Origin of the sequence: Fibrella rubiginis (genome assembly GCF_017353185.1) — a bacterium.
Taxonomy (GTDB): Bacteria; Bacteroidota; Bacteroidia; order Cytophagales; family Spirosomataceae; genus Fibrella; species Fibrella rubiginis.
Window position 1 is genome coordinate 400064 of sequence record NZ_JAFMYV010000002.1, and the last position, 13449, is coordinate 413512.

Annotated in this window: 8 protein-coding genes; all 8 read right to left on the minus strand. The window is 55.9% G+C overall.

Annotated elements, in window-relative coordinates; translation table 11 throughout:
* Positions 1 to 34 precede the first annotated feature (34 nt).
* Positions 35 to 1063, minus strand: a complete 1029-nt coding sequence (locus J2I47_RS05230) for a hypothetical protein (RefSeq protein ID WP_207363494.1) — start codon at positions 1061 to 1063, stop codon at positions 35 to 37.
* Complete coding sequence (locus J2I47_RS05235; RefSeq protein ID WP_207363495.1) at positions 1060 to 3780, minus strand: hypothetical protein; 2721 nt, start codon at positions 3778 to 3780, stop codon at positions 1060 to 1062. Before J2I47_RS05235 ends, J2I47_RS05230 begins: the two co-directional genes overlap by 4 nt.
* 249 nt (positions 3781 to 4029) lie before the next feature.
* Positions 4030 to 5421, minus strand: coding sequence for a protoporphyrinogen/coproporphyrinogen oxidase (locus J2I47_RS05240; protein ID WP_207363496.1), 1392 nt, complete (start codon positions 5419 to 5421; stop codon positions 4030 to 4032).
* Between the two features lie 38 nt (positions 5422 to 5459).
* Complete coding sequence (locus J2I47_RS05245) at positions 5460 to 6221, minus strand: glycosyltransferase family 2 protein (protein ID WP_207363497.1); 762 nt, start codon at positions 6219 to 6221, stop codon at positions 5460 to 5462.
* A 134-nt stretch (positions 6222 to 6355) separates the two neighbouring features.
* A complete protein-coding gene (locus J2I47_RS05250) occupies positions 6356 to 7522 on the minus strand; it encodes an acyltransferase family protein (protein WP_207363498.1) in 1167 nt (388 codons plus the stop codon).
* 13 nt (positions 7523 to 7535) lie between these two features.
* Complete coding sequence (locus J2I47_RS05255; RefSeq protein ID WP_207363499.1) at positions 7536 to 9287, minus strand: protein kinase family protein; 1752 nt, start codon at positions 9285 to 9287, stop codon at positions 7536 to 7538.
* Positions 9288 to 9399: 112 nt separating this feature from the next.
* Positions 9400 to 11253: a glycosyltransferase family 39 protein gene (locus J2I47_RS05260; RefSeq protein ID WP_207363500.1), complete on the minus strand. Its 1854-nt coding sequence runs from the start codon at positions 11251 to 11253 to the stop codon at positions 9400 to 9402.
* Between the two features lie 65 nt (positions 11254 to 11318).
* Positions 11319 to 13394 (minus strand): OmpA family protein, encoded by a 2076-nt coding sequence (locus J2I47_RS05265; protein WP_207363501.1) that lies wholly within the window; start codon positions 13392 to 13394, stop codon positions 11319 to 11321.
* Positions 13395 to 13449: the final 55 nt, after the last annotated feature.

Here is a 13449-nt window from a genome sequence, read left to right on the forward strand (position 1 = left end):
GTATAAGCTAACTGCACTACGCCGGTTGGTGGCTCTAATCCAGTGCCTTTGCTAGAGTGTCGAGCCAGATCTGGCGACCGGCGCAATTCCAGTGAGAATCGCTAAGAGCGTAGGGAGCGGGGTGCTGAGTGAGAAAAGGCTGATACACATCGACTACCCTGGCCGTGAGCGCAGGATGCTGCTGAATACGCTCGATGAGGTGGTTGTATTTCCCGCGATTCGGATCAAGCAGGGTGGCCTTGTTTGGAATGATCGACAGGAGTACGTCGTCGAAACCGGCTTGCTTATAGCGGGCGGCGCTCTGATTCAGGTGCGCCACAAGCGTGTCTACTTCGGCGTTGGTGAGTGGCGCAAACGACGAGTTCAACGGCTTGTCGGGGTTGGTATCTAAGTCGGTGAACAGGTGCTGTTTGTTGGTTGACAGCGAGACGGTTGGGGCCACCCGATCAAACCACAACTGATTCAGCACGGCCTTCTGTTCGCGGAAAAACTGGAACAGATCATGACTGAACAGTACAGTCTCTAACCGCTCCTCGATGCCTTTCGACCGGACCATATCGACCAACTGAGCACGCCAGGAGGGCTGTTCTGGTTTTGGACTGTTCGTTCTGTTTGAATCGGCTACCACAAGCAGGTTGTTGATCGGTCCGGCTGCGTGTTCGCGAAAATGCCGCTCTACCGACTCCAGCAGCAAGATGTTGCGCCGGGTTGTATCCAGTTGCACAACCTGATTTTTAGGGTCTTCCCAGTGTTGCCACCGCAACCAGTGCACGGGCAGATCATTGGCAGCTAAGCGGCCATGTTCGGTGAAACTGTCGCCGATGACGTACAGGTTCGGGGCCGTTTCAGAGACAGGTTTGGTGGTCAACACGGATGCGTGTTGAGGGCAACGCTGTTGACGCTCTTTGAATTGGGGCAGATTCGAGAGGCGATACAGGTCGCCATAGCGGTAATCATCTACGATCACCTTTGTCTCGTACAACTGATGCATAACCGGCTGAAAACACCCGCCCAGCCAAAGCACACAAACCACCACCAAAACCAGGTACCGGACAATCTTCATCGAATTCGGATACTAAACAACTGCACTGCTTTTTGAATACTGCTGACAATATATAACTCATTCGACGCGTCGTCGAACTGGAGTGTAACCGGGAAATCGCTGGGAATGGGCCGGTTGCCGATACGGTTGCCCGACAGGTCGTACAGCGTAGTAAAGTTACCCGATTTCACGGCCAAAATCTCCACACCAGCACCCAGCCGGTGGTACTGCACGTGGGTTTGGTCGGGCTTGAGGCCGCGCAGTTCAAAGCGCCGGTTGCCCTGCGCGTCGAGTACGGCCACGTCGGCATCCGTAGTGCGGAGCAGGATGTAGCCCGTCTGTTCGGCATCGGGAAAGAGCCGGAACGTACCATCGCGAAGAGGACGGTATAATTGTTTTCGACTGATTATCAGTCCATTGCTGCCGACGGTGATTAGTTCGCCATTGGCGTTGACGGTTACAATCTGATTGCTGGCGGGCAGAAACAGTGCCGGACCGGCGAAGCGCACGGAGTCACGGGCATCTTCGGAGTTAATAGCTAGCTTCAACGGAAAGCGAGTTGCTTCGCGGTTAATAGTCTGTGTGGCGCCGCCTTCCCAATAATGCAGGAAGCCATCGGTTTGCAACCCCAGCACGGCGAGTTGTCCGCGCTGGTCGATCACCTGAAACGGCAGTTGCAGTGGTTCTTTTTTAGGCGACGTAAACAGCCGGTTGATGCGTTGCTGCTGCCGGTCGAGCGCGTAAATCGACCCATCGCGGTGGGCCATCAATGCCACGATGGATGACTGCTGACGGTTGCCACTGAGCAGCGCCAGGTAGCTGGTCTCGATGCCCGCTGGCAGCGCAATACGCTGAAGTTGAACACGTTTCAGCCCTAGATCAGCCACGTACAGTGACCGGCTGGTCATGAACAGGTATTGCAATTGCCCGTTATTGCGCCAGTCTACCGCCACCACGTTGCTGCGAATAGGACCGTCAGTGGTGTCCTGCACAATCTTGTCTTTGTCGGTGGTGAGCAGCACGAATTGTTGGGCGCTGTTCTGCGCCCAAATTTGCGCGCCGGGGTCCGACAGTCGCCCCGCCACTACCGGCGACGCGATCAGGCTGGCATTGAAGGGAATGCGTTTGCGCAGCAGCACCCGCCCCAGCAACGTAGTGTCGGCCTGCCGCGAGGTACGCCCCAAAATGACCGTCGACAGAATCCGGTCTTGCCCGTAGGTGGCCTGGTAGGCGAGGTTTTCGACGCGCTCAAACGGCTCCGGGCCAAGCAGGTTTTGCCAGGGGGTGGGCCACTGGTTCAGAAACGATGACCCTGACCGGGGCAACCGCGTGAACGAGGTGAAATGAGCGGGGCGTAGCGTTTGCGTTAAGAGGGCCGACAGCCGTTCGTCGGTGGCCCAGACCGTATGGCTGTTCATCTGCTGGATCCAGGCCTGCAAATTTTCTTCCGAATTGGCCAGCACCACACACCGACCGTGCTGCGTCATCCAGGTTTGCGAAAAACCGGCGAAGAGGTTGGTGAAAAGCGTGGCGGGCAACTCATCAACGGGCAGGGGCAATAGCTGATGACCCAAATACGGCCGCGCCGCGACAGGCCGCGCCGCCGATTTTGCTCCACCACCCAGCCGATACGCCACCCCCTGGATGGCGTTGCTAAGTTGCTGAACATTAGTGCCTTCAAGAATAAGCACCTGGCCAATGGCGGTGTTAGAGGATTCGAAACGGCACAGGATCACGTCGCCGGAGAGCGCATTATACAGGTTGGGCAGGAGGGACGTAATACGAGAGAGCCGCGACCGCAGCCGGGCATTATCCGAAGCGCGAAGCAACGTGGTCAGCGACTGGCCAAAACGAGCCGGATCGGAAATGCCGAGGTGGTAGAGCGTGGCGGTGCGTTGCGGAATCAGCGCACCATTGCGGATTCGGTGGGGCGTTTGTCCGGCAAACAGGTTGGCCACATCCTGCCGGTTGGTAATGGGGTCAGTAGCAAAACCAAGCCAATGCGTGGGCGAGTCGGACCGTCGAAACTGGAGCGTGAGCGTTTGGGGCAAAAATGTCCGCAGCAGCGAGGCATTGGCGGCCGGGTTGGACAGAAGCTGGCCCAGTACATCGGCGTTGACGTACAGGTTCGCCAGGTTAGCCGCTGATTCGGGGAAGTCTACGCCGGTCGACGTGCGGAAAAACTGGCTCAGGTGGCGTGCCACATTTTCGAGCAGCAGAGCCGATGGGCTGCCGATGAGGTGATCGCGGTATAGGAGGAACGAGCCGTAGGACTGGTTGCGCAAATCGCGCAGTTCGTAGATCGTTTGCCCGGCATACTGACGGCTCAGTATCCGAAACCGGTTGGGGTCGGGTTGCTGGAGCCGTTGCAGAAACCCCTGGTCGGCAGGTGTACCAACGGGAACGCAGAAAATAATTTCGAAAGCCGATCTGGTAAGCGGATGCACCGAGTAACGGATCGTCTTTTGGGCTAGCAATGCCTGAACCTGAGCCGAATCCGTAGCGGAATAGAGCAGCCGTTTCAGCCGCTGAACAGCCGTGGAAAAGAGGGGAAGTTGCTGAATAGATAGCCCGGCGGGGTCCGAGTTGGTTAGCAGTTCGTGGCTGTCCATAACCAGCAGCGCATCATTCGGCACAAACGACGCCACCGCCGCCCGCGATTGCTGGTACCAACGATAACCCAACCCGCCTACGAGCAGACTTAATATGGCTAGTATGGTCCAACGTCTAAGGTTCAACGTCTAACGTTTAAAGACTAAGGTTTAAGACCCGTCGTTGTTTTTTGTCATCCCGACGAAGGAGGGATCTACTTTCCTTCGATTGACTTATACATTAGGAAAGTAGATCCCTCATACTTCGGGATGACAAAGAAAACAACGACCACCAAAAGTAAAACCAGAAAGTCCAAAGTAGCCGTCCTGAATAGGTTCAGAGACGAAAACTTTGGACTCGCAGCGGCGGACCGCTTAGACGTTAAACCTGCAACCTTACTTACCCCACATGGCGTTGGCCGTATCTGGGAAGAAGAGGGTTAATTCGGGTACGTCGGCCACTACGCGGTTGGCCCATTCCACACCCTGCATGAGCGAGTGGTCCTGGTTGCTTACCTCATATTTCCACGCACCAAAACGACCCCGCGACTTAATGCCAAACGGCTCCAGGGCGGGCAATACGGCGTTCAGAATACCGTCACGCTCGACGGATGGGGTTGGGTAGCCGTACTCGAATGCTTTATGGAAGGTAGATACCACGTCGTCTTCCGACTCAATCAACTGGTCTTCGATCAGGGCCTTAATCGTATCCCGGATCAGGTTCTCGCGGTCTACCGGCTTGGCCGACGACTCGCTCGTTTCGGTCATCAGCGACCAATACTGCTCTGAGTCAGGTACGTTGTTGGGGCTGTAGTTCGAGAACACCGTAACGCGGTAATATGGGCTGTTGGCTTCGGGGAAGTACATCCAGCACATCGTCTTCAGCCGTTCGCTGGGTTTACCTTTCAGGCCAATGCCCACTACGTTGGTCGACGAGTGTTTCAGCCCCTGGGCAGTCTCAACCAGCTTAGGATCAAGCCCTTCTACGTAGCGGGTGAAGATGTCGAGCGGTACCGTGCTCAGCAGGTGATCGTAGGTGATGGTTTCGCCACCGGCCAGCGTGAGGGTTTTTGTGGGGCCATTTACTTTCTCTACCGTGGCATTGAGCTTGAATTTATCACGCCCGATGATGTTGCCCACGGCTTCCCAGATGCTGCCCGTACCGCCTTTTTTAGGAAACTGAAACGTGCTGTTGGGACCCCATGAAAAGTCGTCCTGGTTGAAGATCACGTTTTTAGTGGCCCGGCTCAAGTCGGCAATGGCTACGCGTTCACCCACCCACACGGCGTTCATCTCCTCGGTGGGGTAGGCCCACACCTTGAAATTATAGGGGAACAAAAATACCTCGGCAATGCCTGGCCCGGCGGTTTGCAGAATCCACTCTTTAAAGTTTTTAGGCTTCTGCGTCGAGGGGTTTTTGTAGACGTGAATAATGCCTTCAAGGCACTTCCACATCGTTTCGGGCGAGAGGTATTTGATGTTGTTCTGAAATGGGTACGGCACAAACCGGTTCTCGATCCAGACCCACGATTCGCGCTGGTGTTTAAGCCAGCCGTCTTCGCCCAATGCCTTCAGCATCAGGTCGTCGAAGTACTTGTAGTGCGAAAATTGTACGTGTCCACCAACGTCCCAGGTAAAGCCTTTTTCGTCGACGAAGCTTTTTGACAGGCCACCGATCCGGTCTTCTTTTTCGAGCACCACAAAGTCAGTGATGCCGAGGTCTTTCAGTCGGTGCGCCGCACCCAGGCCCGTTGGACCTGAGCCAATAATTACGTATTTAGTGTGCATTTTGTGAAAAGAAAATTTATTTACAGGCTGGTAATCAGTTAGTTGAGAACAGGCTCAGGTTGCCGTAGCGCGGCTACTTTCTTGCCCAGATCGAGCCGGAACTGCGCCAGTTCACGGAAACTCTGGATGCATACTTTCAGCAGCTTCCAGCGGAGGATAGACACCTCGCCGGTTAAGCGCTCTTTGTGCGTAATAGGAATATCGAATAGGTTGTTGCCCGCTTTTTTGGCCATCACGGCCAGGAAAATGTTGGGGGCGAAAGGCGTGGGTGTGGGCAGTTGCGCCAGCAGCCGCTTGAGATAACTACCCCGAATAAGGCGGAACGGGATGTTGCTGTCTTTGATGTAGGTGCCGTAGATCAGGGCAATGCTCAGCCGCAGGATGCGGGTGATAATCAGCCGGGCGGGAGCATCGAACCGAACTTCGCGGTGGCCCAGAATAAATGGTGATTCGGCCCGTTTTGCCCAGAGCTTGTCAAAATCGGCGGTGACGAACTGATCGTCACTGTCGGTTTGGAACACATACATCGAATCGAGGGCGATGGCCTGCCGGTAAGCGTTGACCACCGCATTGCCGTGACCGCCGTTGGGCTGGTGCACGACCATAAGTTGGGGATATTTCGGCGCGATCTGATCCAGAATGGCTCCCGTCTTATCTTTTGAGCCGTCGTTGACAACAATCAGGCGGGTGGTTTCGGTAGGGAAATGGGCGGTTAACAGATTGGTCCACAGCACCACAACGTCTTCAATAACGGCTTCTTCGTTGTAGGCAGGCATGACAATCGATAAGAATACGGGCATCGTTTGGGGAGAAATCTATAGGCTACCGATGGGATCGATACGTAGATGATATACTGAATAAACAACAGGGCAAAGATAGGTATTTGTTTGGCCCGCCCTCCCGAATGGCCCCAGACCTTAGCCAATGGGTCTGGTTAGTAGGCGTACCGGTCCTTTAAGCGGTTGATTGGCTTTTCGATCAGGAACCACGACAGGCTGGCGAGGGCAATGGTGATGACCAGAAAATAAACAAACTCAAAGGCAAACGAGCTGCCCAGCGTAGGTACGTAGCTCACCAGCCGCCGCCACACGCGCAACACAATATGGGTTTGGGGGGTGTGGTAGGCATTGTAAATGAAATTGTGATACAGGTAAAGGCCGTAGCTGATCTGGCCCAGATACTGGCTGACCCGGCTTTCGAGGAATGATTTCATGGGTCCCCGAAAGCCCAGAATGGCCCGGCCGATCAGGAAAAAACCAACGAACGAAGCCGTGAGCCGTTCCCAGACGTGCGCGTAAATATTGTTTACGTGATAGTCGAGACCCGGTTGTGCGGCGGCAGTGGTACGCGCTCCCCAGACCACCAGGCCAAACGCTATGATGCTGATGATGAGGCCAATAGACGAGCGAAAGAGCGCATCGAAGCGTGGGCGCTGGTAGAGCCAGAGGTAGGCCATGATCAGCCCCAGCCCGAAGGCGTCGAGGCAGGTGGGCATGGATACGTAGCCGATAAACCAGGTGCTGCCGTGGCGCATAAGGCCATAGCGCAGGGCCACGCTGCCCACCATCATGAGCAGGGCCGTGGGCATCACCAGCCGGCGGGGTAGCACAAACAGCAACATGGGCAGCACCAGGTACACCTGCTCTTCCACCGCCAGCGACCAGAGGTGATCGACGGTGCCCATCCAGGTGCCGTATCTGGCGATATACAGGTTGCTCGCATACAGGGCCAGCCAGCCAATAGTACGGCGTACGGGCGGTTCATTCAGGGCATAGAGAATAAACAGCGTGAGGTAGTATATCGGGAAAATGCGTAGTGTCCGGCGGATGTAAAATGTTTTCAGATAGCCACCCAGTGAGGCCGACTTGGGTTCGGGTAGTTTGTCTTTGCCCGACAGCAGAATGCGCGAAATGAGAAAACCACTAAGCACAAAAAAGATCGTGACGCCCAGCGAACCCAGTGGTACAAACAGGATGGGGGGCAGGCGCTCGGCGGTCCAGTGATCGATGAGCACCATCGCCACGGCAATGAACCGGACTCCGTCGAGTTGCACAAGGTGGTTAAGCGCGGGGCGAGTGGTGGGTTGGGTTAACGTTGTCATAGAAAAAGCCGGGCTACCAGTTTTTAACGGGGCCGGTGATGGTGTGGTGCGGGGCCACGGTGAGCAACCTGTTGGTGGGCCGCAACATACCTGTTGAGGCCTGGAGACCGTACTGCACCACGGCTAGATCGTAGGTGCCCGCGTCAAGTTCACCGCCTGGTATGGCCACTTCGATGGGCTGGCCGTTGGGGTACAAAGGAAGTAGTCCAACCAGCACCCGCCAGTTGCGATAGGGGCGGGGCAGGACACCGTAGAGGTACGTTCGTTTGGCCGACCGGAGCAATACATTCAGCCCAGCGTCGGGATGAGTCAGCGACGGCATAACGGGGGGCGAAGTGGGGGCTACACCGAGCCGTAGTATGTAATTATCGCCGGCTTTAAATAGCGTGTCGACGGGGAATATTGCAGCGGTGACGGGCTTGAAAAACCGGGGCAGGGTTGCATCATAAAACGCCGGGGCATTGTCGATAAGCCGGGCGGTGGTGGAGTCAATGCCCGACGTGGGTGCGTTGCGGGTATAGGTCCAGTTGTACTGACTGGTGAGCAACTGTTTTCGGAGGGCAATTACCTCATGGGTATTGAGCCGGAAGGCACTCCACCAGAGTATACCACTTAGAACAAGCCCGCCAAGCGCGTATGTCCATACCATTTTCGCTGAAAATGCCTCTTTGTTGTAACGTATTGACAGCCAGTAGGTATATGTCAAAGATAACAGTGTTAGGGAATAGATTCGGTAGCGGCTGGTGAGCAGCATATCCTTCCCGTAGCCAAACCGGCCCCACACCACCACCATAGCCGTGCCAACCAGGAACGCCAACGCCCCGAACCCAAACGTTTGCAGAGGTTTCCAGCTTGTTTTATGCCTGCCCTGGCCTGCAAAACGGACCAGTTCAACGCCCCAGCCCAGCAATAAACCCCCGCCAAGCAGCATGCTCAGCAGATAGGGTTGGGTGGTAGGCAAGGCCTCAATGGCGGCACCCAAAAAGGCCAGACAAGCCCCTGCCAGTTCGACCACATTGCCCCGCGTGGGTGGGTGCGTTTTGGGCATGGCGTAGTGCCAGAAATACAGGGCGATCAGCCCCATCGCCGCGATACCCCAGGGCAGCAAATCACGGTTGCGGCGTTGCACCAACAGCATCAAAACGCCAATGGGCCAGACCAGAAAACCGTTGCCGCTTACGAGCGTTGCCCCGGCGGCGAGGCCAATGGCCAACCATGGTTTGGGTTGGTGTGCCAGGGCGTATAGGCAGGCCAGCGACCAGAAAACGACGCCAAAATTCTGAATCGACGATAAGGCCCAGTACAGGTTTTCCCACTGCGCCAGGCTGATAATAAAAAACGCCACCGGCGGCAAAAACACGTACCAGGCTTTGGTGTAGCGGGCCAGCACCACGCCGAACAGCGCCACCAAAAACAGCAAACTCATATCGCCGTAGACCATAAGCCGGGTGAAACTGAGCTTGCCAGACAGGGTAAAATCAGCCCAGGCCAGGAGCCGGTCGAGGGCAATGCGGTGCTCGTTATGTTGCGCAATCACCTGCCGGAACCAGCCGAGCGGTGAGGTGGCTTTCTCTAGTTGCAGCAGTGATTCTTTCAGCGCGTGGTCGTCCCATTTGGGTACGTTCGCCGCCCCGCACCACCATGCCCAGGCCACTGCACCAATGGGTAGGGCCGTAAATACCAGCGCATACAGCCAACCCAGCCAGGGCCGGTGGGTTGCCGTCGCTCTGGGAAAAACCGGCTGTGTGGGTTGTTGGGATATCATAATGTATAGGCACTGAACTGGCTGATAGACCGCGGATTTTTATGATGCGTATGATCAAGAATGATCTTTTTTAATCATAATGATCATAAAAATCAGCGGTCTATCAGCTAGCTCAATACCGATAGGTTGGTCCTTTAAAATCAAAGATAAGCACCCGCTGCCCGGTGCGGCCTTTCACAAGCCAAATCTGATTTTCCTGTGTGGTGTCCATTCGTTGATAATACGTGGCGTCGTGGGGCAGGTAGAGGTTAGTCATCTGTGCGTCTTTGATGGAAAACGGCCAGAATGTTTTCTCTATTTCGTCGGCGGGATGCAGCCTGACGGCGGGGTACAGCACGGTATCGCCAGGAGTGTATTGCTGCTCGATACGGTCGGCGGCGGTCATATACGGATTTTTGATGCGGGCCACGCCAAACTGCGTGTATTTAGGCGCGATATCAGCAAGAATACGGTTGTTCAGGTCCATGATGTAGTATACTTTCAACAGCAGCACAAGCGCCAGAACGTAGCTGATGTAGCGGTCCATTCGGAACAACTGGTCAATCAGCACACCGATGATTATGACCGCGTAGGGAAACGAAAAGCTGGTGTACCGCTGCGTAATGCCGTAGGTGTGTCCATTGCGGAAGGCGATGAACAACAGGAAAAACGTAGGGGTAAGCAGCAGCAGGCCCATGAGCACCAGAAAATGCCGCTGCTGGATTTGGCCAAAATACTGAACGGCTTTGTAGAGTACGTAACCGAACAGGGGCAGTGCCGTCAGCATCATGGCCTGACCGTTCGGAATCGTTACGATCAGCAGAACGCCCAACAATAGCATTGGTACGCCAACTTTTGCCCACCAGGGTGTCTGCCCGTACGGCGTTTGGCCTGCCCGGCGTTGTCGCTCGGCTACCAACACTAAGCCCAGCACCAACAGTCCGATGGCTAATTCGATGAGCACATTTCGTCGCCCCAGCGTATCAGAGGCCAGGCCGTTGGTGAGCCAGAACAAATCAGCCACCACGGGCAACGCCGCATTGAATACGTTGGGCATGGTGGCGGGCAGGATAACGCCAAACCCGTTATTGAGCGGGTTCGTATCGGCCAGATGCTTGTAAAACTGCGCCTGATAGGCCATTGTCATGAACAGGTATTTGCCCGCGTAGAGCGTAAACCACGGCACCAGCAGCCCCAGCGTGGCCAGCAGACCGGCCAGGCCAAAGCCCACGTAGGCTGACCAGTTGCGCACGTACAGCAGCAGGTACAGGCCGTGGGCTACAAACACCATCAGCCCCAGCGTGTGCCCCAGAATAGAGACCGCATAGGCAATGCCGTAGCCTGCATAGAGACCCCAGAGGCCTTTATTGGCCAGAAACACGTTGCGTTCGCCGGTCCGGGTTGGGTCGGAAAGCCGATCTAGAATGCGCAGAAAGAGCCAGGTAGCCAGCAGTGACACAAAAATGGTCATGCTGTAGGCGCGGGCAACGTGGCTGTAGGCGACAAAAAACGGCTCTGTAGCTGCCACAGCGGCACTAATCAGGCCTACGCGCACCGAGCCAGTGTAGCGACGGGCCAGCAGAAAAATAAGCCAGACCGTACCCATGCTAAACAGCACCGACAGGAACCGCACCGAGAAATCGCTGATGCCAAACACGCGTATCCAAAGCGAGAGCAGCCCCGTGTAGGCAGGGCTATTGCTGATGTCGCTGCGGGCAATGGCTTCGTCGTAGTCGGCCAGGCGCTTGGGTTTATGAAATTCTTTGGGGGTAAAATAGGGTTTGCCGGGCGTGAAAAAAACGTCGTGCTGGTTCGATCCTTCCTGCACCACACCCTGCGAGGCTACGAGCGTAAATTTTTCGTCGAGGTACACGCCGTGGGCATCCAGCTTGTAGATGCGCAACGCGAAGGCCACCGCCATGATGACCAGCAAGACAATGAGGGAACGGGTAGACAGAGGAATGTTGGACGAAGGACGGAGGGGCATAGCGGGCCGAGCGACCGGCATGGAGGTGGGGTGATGGGCACAAAATAAGCCAACACCCCACTGAATTACAATTTCAGAATAGTGAATTCTACCCGCCGGTTCAGCTTACGCTTCTCTTCGGTTTCGTTACTGGCAATGGGCTTCGAGGGCCCCCACGCCTTGGTTTGCACCCGGTTTTCGGTGATACCTTTGCCTGTGAGGTACTCTTTCACGGTCTTCACCCGGTCTTCGGCCAGCTTCATATTGGGTGCCCACTCACCCTGATTGTCGGTATGGCCTTCCAGCAAAATTTCCATGTCGGGGTGTTGTTTCAGCAGAGCCAGCACCCGGTCCAGTTCTATTTCCGACCCTGGCAGCAACTGTGCTTCGCTTTGAGCAAAGTGCACCCCACGCAAAATCATCTTGGCTCCGGCCTGAATGGGCATCAGGTACAGGTTTCGTTTGATGTCGCGGAATCGCTTGTCGTTGCTCAGGTCCAGCGTTTCGCTGGCGGGGAAGTAGCCGTCTTTGCGAGCTGTAAGCTGATAGGCCTTCTGGGTAGGCAGCACCATCTTGTATTCGCCTGTTTCGGGGTCATATTCCACCTTGGCAAATTCCTTGTCGTCGAACAGGTCAGAGATAACGTCGGTGGCCACCGGTTTTTTGCTGATGGCATCCAGTACCTGTCCCGACACGATGGCCACTGGATCGGGCCGAATGGCGGGGTATAGTTTTAGCCGGAAAATATCATCTGCCCCCAGCGAATTGGCCCGTGAGCTGAGGTAGGCATAATCGCCGGAGGCAGGAATGGTAAAATAACCGTCCCATTCGGGCGTGTTCACGGCCGGTCCCAGGTTTTCGGGTTCCGACCAGTTGGTCCAGGAATCGTCCAGGCGGCGGGTCACGTAAATGTCGCCATTGCCGAAGCCGGGCCTGCCTAGCGAAGTGAAATACAAGGTTTTATTGTCGACAGCCAAAAACGGTGAGCTTTCCGAATCGGCCGTGTTCACGGTCGGCCCCAGGGTTTTAGGTTCACTCCAGGTGAGATCGGGTTGCCGAAACGACACGTACAGGTCCTGATCGCCAAGGGCATCGTTGCGCTGTACAGCCAGCAACATCGTCTTGCCGTCGGGCGACACGGTAAACTCCATATGGTGCTCTGCGTGGTTGTTGTAATTGTTCACGATTTTGCACTCACGGGGCATGCTCCAGCCGGTCTTGGTCATCGTTGATTTGGAAATGCCGAAAGTCATGCCGCCATTGGGCTGATACACGTTGATCAGGTAAATCGTTTTGCCGTCGGGCGAAATGCCACTGATGGCGTTATTGTCATTATTGTTGATGGGCGGGCCAATGTTCTGCGCCTCGCTCCAGGTTCGGTCGGCATCAAGCACCGAGTACCACACGTCCTGCTTGTCGGGTACACCGGTGTTGCCTTTGTGGAAATTACGGGTTAGGTAAAGCACTTTCCCGTCGGGAGCAATGACGGGGGCCACCTCCTGACCGGGTGTGTTGATGCCCCGCCCTACGCTTTCCTTAGCCAGCGTGGCGGGCGTATCGGGCGATACGCGTATGCCAGGTACCGGCGGGTTGGGCAGGTAGCTAAGCCCGACAGCGTCGATCTGGTTCATCCCCTTGGTACGGCTTGGGTTTAGCACCACCTTTACCTGCCGCCCCTCCAGGGTACTATCGGCCACGTTGATGCGCAATAGCGGATCGATGGGCGTTTTAGTTGCCCGGATGGCTGCCTCTTTCTCATCAAAAACGATGTGTTCTTTACCGTAAACGTCGGTTAGGATCACCCGCACCACCGCTCCGGGATTGGCCGTCTCGGCAATCAGCACCTGCCGCACAGGACGGGTGTTAGCCACCGCCACGGTAATCCATTCTTCGGGCGCACCGTCCAGGCTGATCGGCGACCAGGCGCAGGGACTTACGCCCGTTCGGGGATAGATACTGGGAACGCCCAGGATCTGTGTTGCCTGAAACTGCTGTCCACCTCCGTCACCCCGTCCTTCCGACGAATAGCCCACTACTTTACTTGCCCACTGAATACCCTGTGCCGATACCTCCCCCAGACCAGCCAGTAGCCAAAACAGCAGCCAGACCCGCCTGCACAGGGGGGGCACGTGAAGCCATGAAGTGGAGAAAGGTGTCGACATGAAAGGGGTAAAGAAGTGGTCTCAGCGGTCAGGGTTACTTCGTGTTGGTGAACAC

Bases quoted from the DNA above. Each gene is read 5' to 3' on its own strand.
- J2I47_RS05255 (WP_207363499.1), bottom strand. From the start codon at position 9,287: ATGATATCCCAACAACCCACACAGCCGGTTTTTCCCAGAGCGACGGCA.
- J2I47_RS05260 (WP_207363500.1), bottom strand. From the start codon at position 11,253: ATGCCCCTCCGTCCTTCGTCCAACATTCCTCTGTCTACCCGTTCCCTC.
- J2I47_RS05265 (WP_207363501.1), bottom strand. From the start codon at position 13,394: ATGTCGACACCTTTCTCCACTTCATGGCTTCACGTGCCCCCCCTGTGC.
- J2I47_RS05240 (WP_207363496.1), bottom strand. From the start codon at position 5,421: ATGCACACTAAATACGTAATTATTGGCTCAGGTCCAACGGGCCTGGGT.
- J2I47_RS05230 (WP_207363494.1), bottom strand. From the start codon at position 1,063: ATGAAGATTGTCCGGTACCTGGTTTTGGTGGTGGTTTGTGTGCTTTGG.
- J2I47_RS05250 (WP_207363498.1), bottom strand. From the start codon at position 7,522: ATGACAACGTTAACCCAACCCACCACTCGCCCCGCGCTTAACCACCTT.
- J2I47_RS05245 (WP_207363497.1), bottom strand. From the start codon at position 6,221: ATGCCCGTATTCTTATCGATTGTCATGCCTGCCTACAACGAAGAAGCC.